Source organism: Pseudomethylobacillus aquaticus (assembly GCF_003730115.1).
In the GTDB taxonomy this organism is placed as follows: Bacteria; Pseudomonadota; Gammaproteobacteria; order Burkholderiales; family Methylophilaceae; genus Pseudomethylobacillus; species Pseudomethylobacillus aquaticus.
In genome coordinates, this window is record NZ_RJVP01000001.1 from 719,831 (window position 1) to 738,713 (window position 18,883).

The window sequence follows — 18,883 nt, forward strand, 5'->3', positions numbered from 1 at the left end:
GCAAGGCCGTCAGCGCCCATCATTTGTCTTCGACCTGCAGAATGGCGAGGAAGGCTTCCTGCGGGATCTCCACATTGCCCACCTGCTTCATGCGCTTCTTGCCTTCTTTTTGTTTCTCCAGCAGCTTCTTCTTGCGCGTGATGTCGCCACCATAACACTTGGCCAGCACGTTCTTGCGCATGGCTTTCACGGTCTCGCGCGAGATGATGTTGGCGCCGATGGCGGCTTGCACGGCCACGTCGAACATCTGGCGCGGGATCAGTTCGCGCATCTTGGCGCATAGCTGACGGCCACGGTACACGCTGTTGGCGCGGTGCACGATCAGCGACAGGGCATCGACACGCTCACCGTTGACCATGATGTCCAGCTTGACCAGGTCAGCGGCACGGAATTCCAGAAACTCGTAATCCATGGAGGCATAGCCACGCGACACCGATTTCAGCTTGTCGAAGAAATCCAGCACCACTTCATTGAGCGGCATCTCGTAGGTGAGCATGACCTGGCGGCCCATGTATTGCATATTGCGCTGCACGCCTCGCTTGCCATTGCACAGCGTCATCACCGGGCCTACATAATCCTGTGGCATCAGCAGATTGACGGTGATCATGGGCTCGCGGATCTCGTCGATGCGTGAAGGCTCGGGCAGGCGCGAAGGATTCTCGATCTGCTGCACTTCACCGCTCTTAAGCAACAACTCATAAACCACGGTCGGTGCCGTGGTGATGAGGTCCATATCGTATTCACGCTCCAGCCGCTCCTGCACGATCTCCATGTGCAGCAGACCCAGGAAGCCGCAACGGAAGCCAAAGCCCAGTGCCGTGGAGTTCTCCGGCTCGTATTGCAGGGAGGCATCGTTGAGTTGCAGTTTTTCGAGCGCGGTACGCAAGGCTTCGAACTGGTTGGATTCCACCGGATACAAACCGGCGAACACCTGTGGCTGCACTTCCTTGAAGCCGGGCAAGGCCTCGGCAGCCGGGCGCGTATCCAGCGTGACGGTATCGCCCACCTTGGCAGCCGTCAGCTCCTTGATACCGGCGATGATGAAGCCCACTTCACCGGCCGACAGCGATTCCTTGACCAGCGATTTCGGCGTGAACACACCCACCTGCTCGCACAGATGCACGGCACGCGTGGCCATCATCTTGATCTTGTCTTTGGGTTTGAGCGTACCGTCGATGACACGCACCAGCATCACCACGCCAACGTAATTATCAAACCAGGAATCAATGATCAGCGCCTTCAAGGGTGCGGTCGGGTCGCCGACTGGCGGCGGGATCCTGGCGATGACCGCTTCCAGCACATCACGCACGCCTTCACCGGTTTTGGCGGAACAACGCACCGCGTCGGTGGCTTCCACGCCGATGACATCCTCGATCTCCTGGATCACCCGGTCCGGGTCAGCCGATGGCAGGTCGATCTTGTTGAGCACGGCAGTGACGGTCACGCCCAGGTCGATGGCGGTATAACAGTTGGCCACACTCTGCGCTTCCACACCTTGCGAGGCGTCCACCACCAGCAACGCGCCTTCGCAGGCAGACAGCGAACGGCTCACCTCATAGGAAAAGTCGACGTGGCCCGGAGTATCGATCAGGTTGAGCTGATAACGCTGACCGTCCAGCGCCACATAGTCCAGTGCCGCGGTCTGCGCCTTGATGGTGATGCCGCGCTCGCGCTCCAGGTCCATGGAGTCGAGCACCTGAGCCTCCATTTCACGGTCAGACAAACCACCACACAGGTGGATGATGCGGTCAGCCAGCGTGGATTTACCGTGGTCGATGTGGGCGATGATGGAGAAATTACGGATATTTTTCATGATTGGATGCTTGCAACAACAAGGGCGCCTGAGCGCCCCCGTTGCAACGATTTTTCGGCCTGTACGTTTATCGGCTTGATAATGCGGCCAATTTTACAGCAAACGCCGTCTGGCCGCACCTCTGCAGCATGCTTACTTGCCGGTGGTGACCTTAATCGGTACGTACAAGGTGTTTTCGCCGCGCTTGATCAGCAAGGCCACGGACTTTCCTGCAGCAACAGCAGCAAGCTGCTTGTTGAACTGATCCAGGCTGACCACCTCGGTATTGTTCAAGCCCAGCACCACATCGCCACGGCGGATACCCGCCTGAGCAGCGACGCCCTGTGCATCGATCACCAGCAGGCCGTTCTGGCCGTTAAGCTGCTTTTTCTGCTGCGGGGTCAGTTCACGCAGGATCAGACCGATACGGTTGACCTCGGGCTTGGCCGACTCACGTGGCGCACTGGCCGCTTCTTCCGCATCCGGCATATTGCCTACGGTGATGTTCAAGGTCTTGGCAGCCCCCTTGCGCAACACCTCCGCCTGCGCAGTTTTGCCCGGCTTCACGGCTGCGACGGCACGTGGCAGATCGGACGAAGTGGTAATGGGTTTACCGTCGAACTTGAGGATCACGTCACCGGGTTCCAGGCCACCCTTCTCGGCCGGGCTGCCTTTTTCGATACCCGCCACCAGCGCACCACCAGCGCCCTTCATGCCAAACGATTCAGCCAGCTCTGCGTTCATCTCCTGGATGGCGATACCCAGCCAGCCTCGCGTGATCTTGCCACTGGCTTTAAGTTGATTAGAGATGTCGATGGCCACATCGATGGGGATGGCGAAAGACAGACCCACGGAACCACCGCTGCGGCTGTAGATCTGCGAGTTGATGCCGACCACTTCACCGCGCAGATTGAACAGCGGGCCGCCGGAATTACCGGGGTTGATGGCAACATCGGTCTGGATGAACGGCACGAAGTTCTCTTGCGGCAAAGCACGGCCCTTGGCGCTGACGATGCCCGCCGTCATGGTGTTCTCAAGGCCGAATGGGGAGCCGATCGCGGCCACCCATTCGCCCACCTTGAGCTGGCTAGGGTCGCCCGTGGTCACCTTGGGCAAACCAGTCGCTTCGATCTTGAGCAGGGCCACGTCGGTACGCTTGTCGCTGCCGATGATCCTGGCCTTGAATTCACGCTTGTCATGCAGCTTGACGATGACTTCGTCCGCCTGGCTGACCACGTGCGCATTGGTCAGCACATAGCCGTCACTGCTGATGATGAAACCGGAACCCAGCGAGCTGGATTTATATTCTTGTTGCGGAGCACCCGGCGCACCTGGCGCGCCACCTGGGGCTGGGATACCGAAGCGGCGGAACAGCTCGCTCAGCCCCTCATCGTTGGGGAAGCCAGGGAACGGCGATGCTGCAGCGCTCTGCATGGTTTGGGTGATGCTGATGTTGACCACTGCAGGCCCCTGCTTCTCGGCCAGCTCAGTGAAATCCGGAAGATCCCTGGCAACAGCCTGACCTGCCAGCGTCAGGCTCAATGCCAACACCGTAACTAAATTTCTGATCATTTATTACCCTCGTTCATGATGGAGTTGCATTAGCTGATATGGCATTACTTGAAATGGATGGCGTGCACGGCCTCGGCTGGAAGCAAACGAACGATCTGCGGACGCGCGGCGAACTGCACGCTCGCGCCCATGCTATGCAGCCTCACCCACAACATACCCAGGGCCAAGCCTGCCACAGTACCGAGCACCGCATGCAGATCGGCGCCAGCACCCAGTACACTGCCGACCGCGCTGCCCAGCAACAAACTCAGCAGGGGCACTGCATATACCTTGAGCGCCCCCACCAGCAACGCTTGCGGGGCAACCGCCACCATCACATGATCGCCAGGCTGTGCACCGATGGTGTTGCTGGCGCTGAATACGCGGCGATGATGACGGAACAAACGCCCGAACAACGCGACCCCACAGCCACGACTCTGCCCACACAGGCTGCACGCCTTGGATCTCACCACTTCCAGTTCGGCTGCGTCATCATAGACAGTGAGGACGACGGCTTGTTCTTCAATCATGGGATGGATGAAACGGTTTATTTTTTGTAGCTGAGCGGACTGCTTTTGAAACTGATGCTGTTGGAGATCTGCATCAGCGTGCTAGCCGGCACTTCGCCGACCACCACGGTTTGGTAGCCATTACTGACATTCACGAACATATTGGTTGGACCGACACCACGGTGGCCCAGCCGGATGGGCGTCGCTGGGTTACTGACCGCCTCGATGAACATGGAAACATTGGCCAGACCGTCCGAGAAAATCAGCTGACTGACGGGTGCTGGCTTGTTGGGGAGCTTGCGCACCACATGATCGATCTTGTGAAAACCAGCAGGCAGTGCACCCAGTTGCCAGACTTCGGCCTGCGCCAGCCCAGCCTGATCGGTGACTTCTTCCATGACATAGGGCTTGCGGACATCCACCTTGGGCTGGAACCAGTCCATATTCTGCGTATCCAGCAGATTGAGCTGACTGAACGCGATCTGCTCGACCGGTTCCTGACGCTCGTTAAGCAACATGGATTTGAGCAGCAGACCGTATTCGCGATCCACCCATAGCTTGTAGCTGTAACGGTAGCCATCTTTGGCTTCCAGGTAGACCAGTTGCGCGTCACGGCCACCGATGCGTTCCGTGGCGCCCAGTTTGCTGTGGTAGCTTTGCTTGAGCGCAGTCATGTCAACCGGTAGCAAGGCCGGAAACATGTTCTTGTCCTTGCGCTTCTCGATGACGACTTTCTCATCGCGGGCGTTGAACACCACCACATCGTTACCCTGACGCAATATCTCGCGCGGGGCCCCGTCCAGCACCACGATACGGGCGTATTCGCCCTGACCGTAGTTCATGTGGGTAATCTGCACCGACTTGCTGTTGGTATTGACGCCCTGATAAACGAAGATGCCACGGTAACTGAGGTCACGAGCCGCCTGAGCGGTCTTTTGCAGCCAGGACCAGCCATCTTCAGGCTGGTTTTCTGCGTGACCCGCCGTGGTCCATACCAGACAGAGGGCCAGCAGGTATGCTGGCGCTGCTGATCTCATCAACGTCCGCCTTCGGCATACGCCGCAGGCTGGATGTAGTAAGCAGCGTTCGGCGCCATGGATTGATGCGCCATCAGGTATTCTGCTGGCAATTCGGACACCAGCACTGGGGTTGGCTCGACTTGCCGGGATGCTTGCTCGATAGCCACCACTTGTACGGAACGATTTTGCGTGAGATTCGTCTGGGCCAGCTCACCCTGAGCAGACTCACTGCTTGAGCTGAGCGCAGCCAGTTCAATGGAAGCGACTGGACCACCGGTCTGCTGCAAGGCCATCCAGCCCACGAACATGACCGCTGCGAAGGAAGCCGCGATAGACCAGCCGCCGGAGCCAGACCAGGCACCAGCCACCGCACGCAGACGGGATGGCTTGGGTGCCAGTACCACAGGCTCTTCACGCAGCTTTTGCATCAGGCGCTGCTCGAAGCCTGGCGACAGGATCGCATTGCCACGCATGGCGTCACCGATCAGATGATAGGTGTCCCAGCTACGGCGCATCTCGCCATCGTGGCTCAGCGAACTGAACAGATGGTCGGCTTCCTCGATCGGAATCGCTCCATCCATCAATGCCGAAACTTGTTCTTTCATATACTTCTCCTCAATGCTGGCAGTGACTACACTTACCAGCGTCTATCTTTAGGCGTGTCCAGCAAGGGCCGCAGCTGCTGCGAGATGGTCTCGCGCGCGCGGAAGATGCGGGAACGCACAGTACCTATCGGGCAATTCATCAATGTCGCGATCTCTTCGTAGCTCAGGCCTTCGATCTCGCGCAAGGTGATCGCAGTACGCAACTCTTCCGGCAGGGAAGCCACCGTGTCATTGACTGTCTTGGCGATCTGCTTGCTCATCAGCTCCGTTTCCGGCGTGTCCATGGTGCGCAGCTCGTTGCCATCCTCGAAGTTCTCGGCGTCTTCGATCTCGATGTCATTGCTGACCTGCGGTCTGCGTCCCATTGAGACCAGGTAGTTCTTGGCCGTGTTGATGCCGATACGGTACAGCCAAGTGTAAAACGCGCTATCACCGCGGAAGTTCGGCAAGGCGCGATACGCCTTGATGAACGATTCCTGCACCACATCCTCCACCTCAGCCTGGTCACGTATCATGCGCGACAGCAGACGGCCCAGTTTGCGCTGGTACTTTTCCACCAGCAAACCGAAGGCACGCTGGTCGCCGTGCTGGGCACGCTCAACCAGCGCCTGGTCCAGCTCGCGATTACCTGCAGCCGCATTGGTATTGGCACTTGCAGGTTTGGCATCTCCTGCCGGAAATTTGATCATGGCCGGAGTATAACCTTGTAGCTTGGTGTCGACGAATCCCAGACTGGAAAACTCTTGGAAATTTTTGCTGTTTATCATTGCCCTACTCCCTGTAGAGATTGCGCTATTTCAACCTAACTAGCTTGCAAGGGAAGACAGCGCTACACTCGCAAAAGTTCATCCAGATATCGCAACCAAGGTCTGGCCCATCACCTTCAGATTGTCTATGCCCAATGCAACAATATGACGTCCTTATCCTGGGCAGCGGTCTCGCTGGCCTGACCCTCGCACTCAAGGTGGCGGCCAACCGGCAGGTGTGTCTGGTCAGCAAACGCAGCGTGGACGACAGCTCCAGCAATTGGGCCCAGGGCGGCATCGCCGCGGTGCTCAACGACGACGATTCCATCGAGGCGCACATCCAGGATACGCTGGTGGCAGGTGCCGGTCTGTGCGATGCCGCGGTGACGCGACTGGTGGCCGAACATGGACGCGAGACCGTGGAATGGCTGATCGAGGAAGGCGTGCCATTCACACGCGAGGCCGATGACAGCGGCTACCACCTGACCCGGGAAGGTGGCCACAGCCATCGCCGCATCATCCATGCCGCTGACGCCACCGGGCATGCGGTGCAGCAGACACTGGCAGACAAGGTACGCAGGCACCCCAATATCCGTGTCCTGGAAGATCACATCGCGGTAGACCTGATCACCTCGACCAAGGCCGGCGTGCGTGGCACCGATTGCCTGGGTGCCTACCTGCTGGACAATACCAGTGGCAAGGTCATCACCGTGGCGGCACAGCAAACCGTATTGGCCACTGGCGGTGCAGGCAAGGTCTATCTGTACACCACCAATCCTGATGTCGCGACTGGCGACGGCATCGCCATGGCCTGGCGGGCGGGCTGCCGTGTCGCGAATATGGAATTCATCCAGTTCCACCCCACTTGCCTGTATCACCCGCAAGCCAAGTCGTTCCTGATCTCTGAAGCGGTGCGTGGCGAGGGCGGTCTGCTACGCCTGCCAGACGGCACGCGCTTCATGCCCGCCCACGATGAGCGCGCCGAACTGGCTCCGCGCGATGTGGTGGCACGCGCCATCGACTTCGAGATGAAAAAGCGCGGTATTGACTGCGTCTATATTGACATCACCCATCAGCCGGCCGATTTCATCCTGTCGCACTTCCCCACCATCTACCGGCGCTGCATGGAACTGGGCATCGACATCACCAAACAACCCATCCCGGTGGTGCCAGCCGCGCACTACAGCTGCGGCGGCATCATGACCGATCACATCGGACGCACCGACCTGCCCGGCCTGTATGCCATAGGCGAGACCGCCTGTACCGGTCTGCACGGCGCCAACCGGCTAGCCAGCAACTCATTGCTGGAATGCCTGGTGTTCGGGCAAGAAGTAGCACGTGACATCCTGCTACAGCCGGTCAAACCTTGCAGCAAGCTGCCCTACTGGGATGAGAGCCGTGTCACCGACGCGGACGAAGAGATCATCATCGCGCACACCTGGAACGAATTGCGCCGCTTCATGTGGAACTACGTGGGTATCGTGCGCACCACCAAGCGTTTGCAGCGTGCCCTGAACCGCATCGACATGCTGCGCAGCGAAGTGCATGAGTTCTACAGCAACTTCCGCATCAGCAATAACCTGATCGAATTGCGTAACCTGCTGCAAGTGGCGGAATTGATCGTGAGAAGCGCGATGGAGCGGCATGAGAGCCGCGGGCTGCATTACAGCCGCGACTATCCGGACATGCTGAGCGAAGCGATCCCCACCGTGCTGGAGCCCTCCAACTACTACAGCCTGCTGGACCGCCATCACGGCCTGACGGCCAGAAAGAAAGTCGGCTAGCTGCGTTGCTCAGGCTGCGCGGCTGATACCGAGCAACGCACCCTGCTGGCGCAGGTCCTCCAGGATCTGGGTACCGAAGCCCACCACCATCTCCGTATCGGACTGACCCAGCTCACTGGCGATCTGCAACAGCGCCTGACGGCCATTCACCGTACCGGTTTGCAACAGCGCCAGCAGCCGCGCTGTCACCGGGTTCAACTCCACAAAGCGTACCACGTCCTGCGGGTCGCGGAACACCAGCAACTGCACTGGTTCGACCGCTTTGGGTTTGAATTGCCTGGAGATGCGTTGCACCGGATAGTCATAACTGAGCAAAGCCAGTGCGGGCGCCAACACCGGCTGGCCCTCCAGCAGATCACCAGCAGTCTCCACACTGTCTGGCGCAACGGACACATCGGCCACCGCCAGCGCCATCTCCACCCACTCATAGTGGGCCAGATGCGGCAGGTAGGCTGGCAAGCGCAACGCCGGATCATGCTGCTGGATCTGGCTCAGGTATTGCAGAAACTCTTCTGGGATCTTGCGGAATAGCGGGCTGCTGCAACGGTGATGGATGAAGAAGCTGCGCACCAGCCGGCGCCATAAACGCGCACCCAGTGCCAGCTGCGCCACCGGAAAGCAGGCTGATACCGAGCTGTAGAAATTGTTGAACACGATCTCCGTGTATACCTGCATGCGCTCGGCGCGCACCTGCGCGGGTTTGCGTACATGCCTGGGGTCACGCACATGTGCACAGAACTGTTGCTGATACTGCATGAAGCCCGGCAGGGCTGGAATGGTACTGGTCATGAAAAGGCTGTTATCAGGCCGCCACTTTGGGCAGATACGGCGTGCCTACAGCCCACGCATCAGGCCTGTACGGCTCAGCCAGGCGTTGCATGGCGGCGATGCGATCCACTTCCTGCATCACGGTCTGCAGTGGCGGGATGTTGATATCGCGCTCCAGCAAGGTGGGAAAAGCACCATACAGACGATAGGCTTCTTCCAGCAAGGCCCATACCGAGGCTATGACGTCCTGCCCATGCGTGTCGATGATCAAATCTTCGGCTTCGCGGTCATGGCCAGCGATATGCGCATAGACGATGCGCTCGCCGGGCAGGCCACGCAGGAAAGTGATGGGATCGAAACCGAAATTGACACTGTTGACGTAGACATTATTGATATCGAGGTGCAGATCGCAATCCGCCTCGCTCAACACGGCATTGATGAATGTCAGCTCATCCATCTCGGCAATTGGCGCTGCCACATAGAAAGAAGCATTTTCTACCGCGATGCGGCGCTCAAGGATGTCCTGGGTGCGACGTATGCGAGCCGACACGTACTTGACCGCTTCTTCGGTGAACGGAATGGGCAGCAAATCGTACATATAGCCGCCATCACTGCAATAACTGAGGTGTTCGGTGTAACGGGTGATGCCATGCTGATCGAGAAAATCACGCACTTCATATAAAAACGATTCATTGAGCGCATCCGGCCCGCCCAATGACAGCGACAAGCCATGTGCTGCAATGGGAAAGCGCTCGGTGAACCATGCCAGCTGCCTGCCGACACGGCCACCGACGCCTATCCAGTTCTCTGGCGCGATCTCCACAAAACCCAGCGACTGCAACAACGCAGTCCCGTAAGCGGCCTGCACCTGGGGGATCAGCTCGCGCTTAAGCCCCAGGCCGGCACCTCGGATGACATGGACTGGATTCAACGCCAGGCTCCGCTCGTCAGCTTACTTCTTTTCAGCGCCACACTTACCGGTACCGCACTTGCCTTCTTTGGCCTTGTCACCACTGCAGGAACCTTCTTTGGCCTTGTCAGCAGAGCACTTGCCTTCCATGGCCTTGTCACCGCCGCAGGAACCTTCCTTGCCCTTTTCGGCAGCACACTTACCGGTACCGCACTTGCCGTCGGCACCCTTGTCAGCCACTACCATATAGCCGGAGGACAAGGTCTTCAGTGCGAATGGGTTCTCAGCGGCGCTCACCGAAGTAGCCGCCAGGCTGGCGACGAAAGCAGTGCCCAGAAGAGCAGCGAGGGTTTTGTTGGATGCATTCATTTTGTATCTCCTAAATTGGATAAGTACTCGATTAAGTTCAGCTTATTGTTGCGAACTGCATGGTCATATACGTGCATCAATACCCTCCGGATTCAGGTTTGGGGCTATGTTCCAGCCGGGCCGCGATGCGTTGCCGCGCCGCCGCCGTCAACTGCACATCGGCATCCTGCTCTGCATGGCTGCGCAATTTGTGCACCATGTCACGCAACAGCAGCAGCTGCTGACGGAACCGTTCGCATACATCACAGATCAGCAGATGCAAGCGCAGTGCAAAACGCTCACGCAGGCTCAAACGACGATCGAGCGATTGCGAAATCAACTGACTGGCTTGTTTGCAACTTAACATCACGGTTCCTGTAACAAAGGTTCGCATCAACTGCCTAGCCAATTCAGCTCCAGGCATTTCCTCAGATTCATCCGGGCACGATATAACATGACCCATGCGTTCGTCGTGCTGATATCCAGTTCCTTACAGATTTCTTCATTATCGGTTTCGTGCACTTCGCGCAGCATGAACAATTGTGCCAGTTTGGTCGGCAAACGGTTCATGCACTCCTGCAACACCTGCAGGAACTGCTTCTGCTCCAGCTCGTCCTGCGGAGCGCCCCAGGCTTGCGGCTTGTCGGCCCAGTGACGCTGATCGTCCGCGAAGAAGTCATCCATGCCAGCCTCGTCCGGCAGGTCTTCACCCAGGTCTTCCACCACCTGCTCGCGTGACTGCTTGCGGATGATGTCGATGATCTTGTGTTTGAGTATGCCGGTGAGCCAGGTGCGCGGTGCCGATTTACCAGCAAAGCCCTGATTTTGCATGGCAGCCAGCAGCGTATCCTGCACCGCGTCTTCGGCCAGGTGCGGGTCGCGCAGCCGCGCCAGCGCAAATCGATAAAGAAAATCACCGTGCTCGGTCAACCAGTCGTGCTGCGCTGCCATGTCCTGCTCCCTGAATCTGTCTCCCTGCCTGGGAGTATGTTTTAGCTGATTGGTTTTATGCCTGCCACATCCAGCAAGTGATACCACATCCTTGCGTCATGTGCATTAAGGCGACGTAAAATACGGCTTCACGCCTGTTGCTCGCGCATGCACCCATCGCCTTTGTTGTCAGATGCATCTAGTCTACATGCAGCCCTGCGCGCCTGCGCAGGCTGGCAATGTATGCCAGCGCGTCCAGGGGCTGTTGATTGCGCTGCGCCTGCCAAACCACTTCAGCCAGACAATCCATCAGGGCATGCTGTGCGGCCTGCGCATCGCCCTCCTGCTCCAGCAAGGCGGCATAGGCTGCCGCGATACTCGGCGGCTGGTCGATACTGATCTGCTCCAGCACGGAAAGATGCAGACTCATGTGCAAAAAGGGATTGGTCTCGCCCATCTCCGGGAAGTAGGCCTGCTGCAAATAGCGCTCCGGCTGGTCCAGCACGCCATGATACTCGGGATGCGCCTGCATGATGCTGACCGCCAGCGCCTCGATGTTACTGAGCGCCTGCTGGGCACGGAACCTGGTCCAGGCATCGAAGAAGAACTGCCGCACCTGATCGCGGCTGGGGTTGAACAGACTCATGCCGGTGCGCTCGCAAAGCCCTCGGGGGCAACGGTCTTAGGTTTGAAGCGGCACAGGTCGATCACCACACACTGGTGACAATGCGGCTTGCGCGCCATGCAGGTGTAGCGCCCATGCAGGATCATCAAGTGGTGCGCGTCCTGCAGGTACTCTTTGGGGACAGCCTTCATGAGCTTCAGCTCCACGGCCAGCGGCGTCTTGCCGGGGGCCAGACCGGTACGGTTGCCGAGGCGGAAGATGTGCGTATCCACCGCGATGGTAGGCTGTCCGAATGCGGTGTTGAGCACCACATTGGCGGTCTTGCGCCCTACCCCCGGCAAGGCCTCCAGCGCCTCGCGCGTGGCCGGCACCTCACCACCATGCTGCTCCACCAGTATCTGGCAGGTCGCCAGCACATGGTTGGCCTTGCTGTGATAAAGGCCTATGGTCTTGATATGCGCTTTCAGCCCATCCAGCCCGAGCGCCAGCATGGCCTGCGGAGTATTGGCGACCGGGAACAGCCTGGCGGTAGCCAGATTGACGCTTTTGTCCGTGGCCTGCGCAGACAGCATCACGGCGATCAGCAACTCGAAGGTGCTGCTGTAATCCAGCTCGGTGACCGGCTCGGGGATGGCCTGCTTGAGCCTGCGGAAGAATTCCAGGCGTTGTGTTGCATTCATCAAACGATTACCTAGTGAGATTGGGCGACCGGCAACGCTGCCTGCATGCTTGCTTTAGCTAGGCGGCGCTGCTCCAGCCAGTTATGGGTGGCGATCAACAGGCCCAGGCCGATGAACGCGCCCGGCGGCAGGATGGCCAGCAGAAAGCCAGGATAATCCGGGATAAGCTGCAGCACCCAGGCCTTGGCCTCTGCACCGAACACCAGGTCGATGCCGGACAAAACCGTGCCTTTGCCGACCAACTCCCGCACCGCCCCCAGCAGCGTCAGCACCAGGGTCAGGCCCAGCCCCATCATGAGGCCATCCAGCGCGGAGGGGGTGATCGGGTTCTTGGCCGCAAACGCTTCGACACGCGCCAGTACGATGCAATTGGTCACGATCAGGGGGATGAAGATGCCCAGCACCACATACAAGGGGTGCACAAAGGCGTTCATGGACAAATCGATGATGGTGACCAAGGCGGCGATCACCAGAATGAACACGGGGATGCGGATCTCGTCCGGCACATAACGGCGCACCGGCGCCACCGCGGCGTTGCTGGCGGCCATCACCAGCGCGGTGGCCAGCCCCAGAGACAATCCATTCACCGCCGTGCTGGTCACGGCCAGCGTGGGGCACAAGCCCAGCAATTGCATGGTGCCCGGGTTCTGCTTCCACAGCCCATGCTCCACGATGTCACGGTATTGCCCCATCACGGTTCTCCTGTTGCGGTTTCTGACAGCGGCCCCGGCGATGGAGTTGCCATGCTGGCTGGCATCAAGGCGGCCAGCGCGCTGGTTTGAGGGAACAACAGCGCGTGTTGCGCCGCGGCATACTGCAGTGCGCGCTGGGTGGCCCTGATCACGGCGCGTGGTGTGATGGTCGCCCCCGCCATGTAGTCAAACGCGCCGCCATCCTTGCGTACCGCCCAGGCTGCCGGCGGCGGCGCTGCCAGCGAGCGGCCATCGAATTGACGGATCCAGTCGCTGCGCAGCACTTCGATGTAATCCCCCAGGCCCGGGGTCTCTTTGTGGGTCAGCACCCGCACCCCGCTCAACTGGCCCGACACGGTGATGCCGACCAACAGTTTGATATCGCCGCTGTATCCATCCGGTGCCACTACTTCCAGGATCACGGCACTGGGCTGTCCAGCCAGGCTGGCGAGGTAGGCTGTGGAGGCTAGACGCTGCCCCAGCAAGGGGTCGGCAGGCAGCATGATGCTGTGCTGGAGCAGGTCGTTGTCGTGCAGGCTGGATGGCAGCACCTGCGCCAGCAAGGCCAGCTTGGCGGCCCGTTCGCTGGCCGCGATCGGTGCACGGGTGTGCTGGTAAGTGCCCGTGAGCAGCAGCGTGCCCACGGCCGCGAACACCACCAGGATGGCGGCGGTCACCATGGCATGTTTGAGCACGTTGAGCATGGCCTTCATGCAGCTGCCTTATTTTTCATGTCCGAACACGCGCGGCTGGGTGTAGGCATCCAGCAAAGGCACGCACATGTTCATGAGGATAACGGCAAACGCGATGCCATCCGGATAAGCACCGAACACCCGGATCACATAGGTCAACACGCCAATGCCCGCAGCGAACACTAATTTGGCCAACGGCGTGGTGGGGCCACTCACCGGGTCGGTGGCGATAAAGAACGCGCACAACATGGCAGCACCACTGAACAGATGGAACTGTGGGCTGGCATACAGGCCGGGAGCAAACAGATGAAAAGTGCCAGACAACAGGGTCAGCGTGGCCAGGAAAGCAAGCGGGATATGCCAGCTGATGATGCGCTGCTGTAACAGATAGATGCCGCCCAGCAGGTAGGCCAGCGCCACCAGTTCACTGCCACGACCACCCAGCCAACCGAAGATCGGCGTGTTGCTGATATCCGATATTGGCTGTTGCAATATCAGCTGGGTCTTGAGGTAATCCAGCGGCGTGGCCGAACTGATGGCATCCACCGGCACCCCCAGCGGCAGACTGCGCATGAAGATGTAATGCCATTGATCGGTGAAGCTCAAGCTCACCTTGGCCAGCTCCAGCGGGCTGGGCCACTGCGTCATCAACACCGGGAACGAGATCAGCAGCGCGGCATAGCCTATCATGGCGGGATTGAACGGGTTGTAGCCCAGGCCGCCATACAGCTGTTTGGCGACCACGATCGCGAACAGCGTACCTACCACCACCAGCCACCAGGGTGCCAGAGGAGGCAGCGCCAACGCCAGCAGCCAGGCGGTGACAATGGCACTGCCATCCATGAGGAAGGGCAATACTGGCCGCTGCCGCAAGCGCAGCACGGCGGCTTCTGCCAACAAGGCCGTCAAGGTAGCCAATGCCAGACTGATGAGGATGCCGCCGCCATAGACCCACACATAAGTCGCGATACCTGGCAGCAGCGCCAGCAGGACTTTCAGCATGATCACCGAGACACTGGGTGCGCTGCTCAGATAAGGTGAGCGGCTCATGAAGGCTCCTTGCTATTGGACGTTACAGACGAGGCCACCTGGGCTGATACACCGTTTATGGTGCTGTGCTGGTCAGCGGCATGCGTCGCTGCAGCGGCCTCTGCCACATCATCCTTGTTGATCTTTGCGGCAAGGGCGGCCGCCTCGGCACGCCGTGCATCGATGGCTGCCATCTCGGCAGCCACTGCCGGGTTCACAGCGGCGGTGTTCTGGGCTGCCTGAGCCGCTTTTTGTGCCTTGGCACGCTCGATCGCAGCAGCGATGGCGGCTTTTTTTACAGCTTCGGCCTGTGCGCTGGCCGGGCTTGCGGCGACATTGACGGCTGCATCTCCTGCATACTGAACACCGGACTCTGCTTTGCTGGGCTCTGTTTTACCGGCTTCGGCTTTGGCACCTGCCGCTTTCTGGGCATGCTTGAGGGCGCGCTCCTGTTTCTCGCGCTCGATGCGCATGAGACGGAAATCGTTACGTTCGCGCGCCAGGTTGGCGGCTTCCTTGGCACGGTCCTGGGCGATGATCTCGCTCTTGGCATAGCGGTAATACTGCACCAGCGGAATGTTGCTGGGACACACATAGCTGCAGCAACCGCACTCGATGCAGTCGAACAGCTTGTAATCACGCGCCTTGTCGAAATTGTCGGATTTGGCGAACCAGTACAGCTCTTGCGGTTGCAGACTGACCGGGCAGGCCTCGGCGCAGCGTGCGCAGCGTATGCAGGGCATGGCCGGTGCTGCAGGCGGGAACAGGCGGGGGGTGGAGGCGATGATGCAATTGGTGGCCTTGGTGACGGGCACCTCGGGCGATGGCAGACTGAAGCCCATCATAGGCCCACCCATGATGAACTCGCTGGTGTCCTCCAGCACCCCGCCAGCCGCTTCCAGCAAGGCGCTGACCGGCATGCCCAGTGGCACCTCGAAATTGCCTGGCCTGGCCACATTGCCGGTGACCGTGACGATGCGCGACAGGGCCGGTTCACCAAAGCGCATGTAACGGTAGATGGCCAGCACCGTGGCCACGTTGAAGCATTGCACGCCCACATCCACAGAACGCTGATGACTGGGGATCTCCAGCCCGGTCAGCACGTGGATCAGGCGGCGCGCATCCCCACTCGGGTAAATAGTCGGCACCACGATCACCTGCGCGCTGCTGTCCGCTGCGTCGCAAGCTGCACGTAGCGCGGCGGCGGCTTCGGGTTTGTTGTCCTCGATGCCGATCAGGCAACGTTCGGCTCCCAGCAGGTGTTGGGTGATGGCGATGCCACGCAGGAGATCGGCCGCCCGCTCACGCATGACCATGTCATCACAAGTGATGTATGGCTCGCATTCGGCAGCATTGATCACCAGGGTATGGATACCCGAGCGGCCATCGCTGCGCAGTTTGATGTGGGTAGGGAACGCAGCCCCACCCAGTCCGACGATGCCGGACTGACGCAGACTGGCCACCACCGCACGGGCCTCCATGTGCTGCCAGTCTATGGGCGTCAACACCGTCCATTCATCCAGCCCATCCGGCTGCAAGGTCAGGCAGCGGTCCGGCAAACCGGACGGATGCGGGATCAGCGCATCCTGAATGGCGGTGATGATGCCGGAGGTGGGGGCATGGATGGCCGCCGAGATCCCGCCTTCGGCTTCTGCCAGCAACTGGCCTTTGAGCACGCGCTCACCGACCTGCACGCGCAGGTGCGGGATGTTGCCCACATGCTGACGCAGCGGCAGCACCAGCGGCAGTGTCGCCTGCAGCACACGGATAGGCTGTGTGGTGGAGGCCTGTTTGTGCTGGGGTGGGTGTACGCCACCATTGAACTTGAACAGTTTGACCAGATTCACCAGTGCGTTCATGCCGCTTTCTCCAGCGTAGCCTGCACGGGCTTGATGGAAAACACCGGGTAGCGCCACTTCCAGTTATCCGGCGTCTCGGCCAGCGGCTGCATGCTGATGCAGTCCACCGGACATGGCGCCAGGCATAATTCGCACCCGGTACATTCGGCGGCGATGATGGTGTGCATGTGCTTGGCTGCGCCCAGGATCGCATCCACCGGGCAGGCCTGGATGCACAGCGTACAGCCTATGCAGGTCTGCTCATCGATGACTGCCACCGATTTGGGCTTGGGAACACCATGCTCGGCATTGAGCGGCTTGTACTCCACGCCCAGCAGGTCAGCCAGCGCATGCACGCCTGCATCGCCACCCGGCGGGCATTGATTGATATCGGCTTCGCCATTGGCGATGGCCGTGGCATAGGGTTTGCACCCAGGATACCCACACTGGCCGCACTGGGTCTGCGGCAGGATGGCGTCGATACGCGCCACCAGCGGGTCGCCCTCCACCTTGAATTTGAGCGCAGAGTAGCCCAGCACCAGGCCCAGCAACAGCGCCAGCCCCACCATCACCAGCAAGGCGGTCAGCATCAGCGCACCAACCCGGCAAAGCCCATGAAGGCCAGGCTCATCAGGCCTGCGGTGACCATGGCGATGGCGGAACCACGAAACACCGTCGGCACTTCTGCCGCCTCCATGCGTTCACGCAGGGAAGAGAACAGAATGAGCACCAGCGAGAACCCCAGCGCGCCGCCCAGACCGAACAACAAGGATTCAAGGAAATTATGCTGCGCCTGCACGTTGAGTAGCGGGATACCCAGTACCGCGCAGTTGGTGGTGATCAGTGGCAGATAGATGCCCAGCACCTGATACAGCAGCGGAGAGTTCTTCTCCATCCACATCTCGGTGAACTGCACCACACCCGCGATCACCACGATGAACGACAAGGTGCGCAGGTAGAACAGTTCGGTACCCAGCAGGTATTCGCTGATCAGATAACTGGTGCCGGACGCCACCGTCAGCACGAAAGCCGTGGCCAAGCCCATGGCGATGGAGGCTTCCAGCTTCTTGGACACGCCCATGAACGGGCAGAGACCCAGGATTTTCACCAGCACGATGTTGTTGACCAGCACCGTACCCAGCAAGATGATCAGCGTGCTCTCAAGCATCAGAATGGCAGGCGAATTAAAAGCCTAATTATACAGGCTTTATACAGGCTGCAACGACGCAGACCGGTGCCGACAGATGGGCGGGGCACCACCGCCGTCCCGGCCCGGCGTACACCAACAGCTACAGCGGCCAGCCGCCGGGGTTGCAACCGTGGTCAGGCAGGCCCGGCGGCTATCCGTCCGGGTCCGCCATACCAGGCCTGCAGCTCCCCACACGCAGCGACATGGCTTTGCACATTGTAAAATCCGGTGCAAGCGTCCAGCGCTTTCGGTTAGAATATTTGGATTCAACCATTTACCCGGATTTATCATGCTGCAAGGCAGTCTCGTCGCCATCGTGACACCGATGCACGAAAACGGCGACCTGGATCTGGCGAGTTTGCGCGCCCTGATCGACTTTCATATCAACGAAGGCAGTGACGGCATCGTCATCGTGGGCACCACAGGGGAGTCGCCCACCGTGGATGTGGAAGAGCATTGCCTGCTGATCGAAACCGCAGTCCAGCATGTCGCCAAGCGTGTTCCCGTGATCGCCGGTACCGGCGCCAATTCCACACGCGAAGCCATCAACCTGACCCGCCACGCGGCAGCCATAGGCGCAGATGCCTGCCTGCTGGTCGCGCCTTATTACAATCGACCCACACAGGAAGGCCTGTATCAGCACTTCCGTAGCGTGGCCGAAGCCGTGGCCATTCCGCAGATACTGTATAACGTGCCTGGCCGCACCGGTTGCGATATCAGCAACGATACGGCGCTGCGTCTGGCCGCGATACCCAATATCATCGGCATCAAGGACGCCACGGGCAATATCGAACGTGGCACCGACCTGATCCAGCGCGCACCTGCAGACTTTGCCATCTACAGTGGCGACGACGCCAGCAGCCTGGCCTTGATGCTGATGGGCGGACATGGAGTGATCTCGGTGACGGCGAACGTCGCCCCGCGGCTGATGCATGCCATGTGCACAGCCGCCTTCCGCGGGGATCTAAAAGAAGCACGTACCATCAATCAGCAGCTGTTCATGCTGCACCAAAAATTGTTTGTTGAAGCGAACCCAATCCCGGTCAAATGGGTCTTGAATCAGATGCATCTTATTCAATCGGGTCTACGTCTGCCACTGACACCGCTGGCCAGCCAGCATCACGACACCTTGCGTGTCGCCATGCAGCAAGCTTCCATCCTGTGATGAGGAACCTC

At 59.6% G+C, this 18,883-nt stretch carries 21 protein-coding genes; 2 read left to right on the plus strand and 19 right to left on the minus strand.

What is annotated here, in order from left to right; genetic code table 11:
- Positions 1 to 19: 19 nt before the first annotated feature.
- The 6 genes from lepA to rpoE form a co-directional block, all read right to left on the minus strand.
- Positions 20 to 1,813, minus strand: a complete 1,794-nt coding sequence (lepA, locus tag ED236_RS03415; RefSeq protein ID WP_123236500.1) for a translation elongation factor 4 — start codon at positions 1,811 to 1,813, stop codon at positions 20 to 22.
- A gap of 132 nt (positions 1,814 to 1,945) precedes the next feature.
- A complete protein-coding gene (locus ED236_RS03420; RefSeq protein WP_123236501.1) occupies positions 1,946 to 3,364 on the minus strand; it encodes a DegQ family serine endoprotease in 1,419 nt (472 codons plus the stop codon).
- A 44-nt stretch (positions 3,365 to 3,408) separates the two neighbouring features.
- A complete protein-coding gene (locus ED236_RS03425) occupies positions 3,409 to 3,873 on the minus strand; it encodes a SoxR reducing system RseC family protein (RefSeq protein WP_123236502.1) in 465 nt (154 codons plus the stop codon).
- Between the two features lie 17 nt (positions 3,874 to 3,890).
- Entirely contained in the window at positions 3,891 to 4,889 is a 999-nt protein-coding gene (locus ED236_RS03430; protein ID WP_123236503.1) for a MucB/RseB C-terminal domain-containing protein, read from the minus strand.
- Positions 4,889 to 5,476: a sigma-E factor negative regulatory protein gene (locus tag ED236_RS03435; protein ID WP_123236504.1), complete on the minus strand. Its 588-nt coding sequence runs from the start codon at positions 5,474 to 5,476 to the stop codon at positions 4,889 to 4,891. Before ED236_RS03435 ends, ED236_RS03430 begins: the two co-directional genes overlap by 1 nt.
- 32 nt (positions 5,477 to 5,508) lie before the next feature.
- Positions 5,509 to 6,165 (minus strand): RNA polymerase sigma factor RpoE, encoded by a 657-nt coding sequence (gene rpoE, locus ED236_RS03440; RefSeq protein WP_123236614.1) that lies wholly within the window; start codon positions 6,163 to 6,165, stop codon positions 5,509 to 5,511.
- Between the two features lie 212 nt (positions 6,166 to 6,377).
- On the opposite strand from rpoE, the gene nadB reads away from it, so the two are divergent.
- Complete coding sequence (gene nadB, locus ED236_RS03445; protein WP_123236505.1) at positions 6,378 to 8,006, plus strand: L-aspartate oxidase; 1,629 nt, start codon at positions 6,378 to 6,380, stop codon at positions 8,004 to 8,006.
- A gap of 9 nt (positions 8,007 to 8,015) precedes the next feature.
- On the opposite strand, the gene ED236_RS03450 is transcribed toward nadB, so the two are convergent.
- From ED236_RS03450 to rsxA, 13 genes are all read right to left on the minus strand, one after another.
- Positions 8,016 to 8,795: an HvfC family RiPP maturation protein gene (locus tag ED236_RS03450; RefSeq protein WP_123236506.1), complete on the minus strand. Its 780-nt coding sequence runs from the start codon at positions 8,793 to 8,795 to the stop codon at positions 8,016 to 8,018.
- A gap of 13 nt (positions 8,796 to 8,808) precedes the next feature.
- The gene (locus ED236_RS03455; RefSeq protein ID WP_123236507.1) at positions 8,809 to 9,705 is read right to left on the minus strand and encodes an HvfB family MNIO-type RiPP peptide maturase; all 897 of its coding nucleotides are present in this window, start codon (positions 9,703 to 9,705) and stop codon (positions 8,809 to 8,811) included.
- A gap of 21 nt (positions 9,706 to 9,726) precedes the next feature.
- The gene (locus ED236_RS03460; RefSeq protein ID WP_123236508.1) at positions 9,727 to 10,053 is read right to left on the minus strand and encodes a hypothetical protein; all 327 of its coding nucleotides are present in this window, start codon (positions 10,051 to 10,053) and stop codon (positions 9,727 to 9,729) included.
- A 76-nt stretch (positions 10,054 to 10,129) separates the two neighbouring features.
- Positions 10,130 to 10,399, minus strand: a complete 270-nt coding sequence (locus ED236_RS03465; RefSeq protein ID WP_123236509.1) for a zf-HC2 domain-containing protein — start codon at positions 10,397 to 10,399, stop codon at positions 10,130 to 10,132.
- 26 nt (positions 10,400 to 10,425) lie between these two features.
- Entirely contained in the window at positions 10,426 to 10,983 is a 558-nt protein-coding gene (locus ED236_RS03470) for a sigma-70 family RNA polymerase sigma factor (RefSeq protein ID WP_123236510.1), read from the minus strand.
- A gap of 178 nt (positions 10,984 to 11,161) precedes the next feature.
- Positions 11,162 to 11,608 carry a DUF1841 family protein gene (locus ED236_RS03475; RefSeq protein ID WP_123236511.1) on the minus strand — a complete coding sequence of 149 codons (447 nt, stop codon included), beginning with the start codon at positions 11,606 to 11,608 and terminating at the stop codon, positions 11,162 to 11,164.
- Positions 11,605 to 12,267: an endonuclease III gene (nth, locus tag ED236_RS03480; RefSeq protein WP_123236512.1), complete on the minus strand. Its 663-nt coding sequence runs from the start codon at positions 12,265 to 12,267 to the stop codon at positions 11,605 to 11,607. Before nth ends, ED236_RS03475 begins: the two co-directional genes overlap by 4 nt.
- 11 nt (positions 12,268 to 12,278) lie before the next feature.
- Positions 12,279 to 12,959 (minus strand): electron transport complex subunit E, encoded by a 681-nt coding sequence (locus tag ED236_RS03485; protein WP_123236513.1) that lies wholly within the window; start codon positions 12,957 to 12,959, stop codon positions 12,279 to 12,281.
- Entirely contained in the window at positions 12,959 to 13,672 is a 714-nt protein-coding gene (gene rsxG / locus ED236_RS03490) for an electron transport complex subunit RsxG (RefSeq protein ID WP_123236514.1), read from the minus strand. The genes ED236_RS03485 and rsxG overlap by 1 nt, the downstream gene beginning before the upstream one ends.
- Before the next feature lie 9 nt (positions 13,673 to 13,681).
- A complete protein-coding gene (gene rsxD / locus ED236_RS03495) occupies positions 13,682 to 14,701 on the minus strand; it encodes an electron transport complex subunit RsxD (RefSeq protein ID WP_123236515.1) in 1,020 nt (339 codons plus the stop codon).
- Positions 14,698 to 16,539 (minus strand): electron transport complex subunit RsxC, encoded by a 1,842-nt coding sequence (gene rsxC / locus ED236_RS03500; protein ID WP_123236516.1) that lies wholly within the window; start codon positions 16,537 to 16,539, stop codon positions 14,698 to 14,700. The genes rsxD and rsxC overlap by 4 nt, the downstream gene beginning before the upstream one ends.
- Complete coding sequence (gene rsxB, locus ED236_RS03505; RefSeq protein WP_123236517.1) at positions 16,536 to 17,108, minus strand: electron transport complex subunit RsxB; 573 nt, start codon at positions 17,106 to 17,108, stop codon at positions 16,536 to 16,538. The genes rsxC and rsxB overlap by 4 nt, the downstream gene beginning before the upstream one ends.
- Entirely contained in the window at positions 17,108 to 17,686 is a 579-nt protein-coding gene (rsxA, locus tag ED236_RS03510) for an electron transport complex subunit RsxA (RefSeq protein ID WP_123236518.1), read from the minus strand. The genes rsxB and rsxA overlap by 1 nt, the downstream gene beginning before the upstream one ends.
- A gap of 310 nt (positions 17,687 to 17,996) precedes the next feature.
- Here rsxA and dapA point away from each other — a divergent pair, with 310 nt between their 5' ends.
- The gene (gene dapA / locus ED236_RS03515; protein WP_123236519.1) at positions 17,997 to 18,872 is read left to right on the plus strand and encodes a 4-hydroxy-tetrahydrodipicolinate synthase; all 876 of its coding nucleotides are present in this window, start codon (positions 17,997 to 17,999) and stop codon (positions 18,870 to 18,872) included.
- Positions 18,873 to 18,883: the final 11 nt, after the last annotated feature.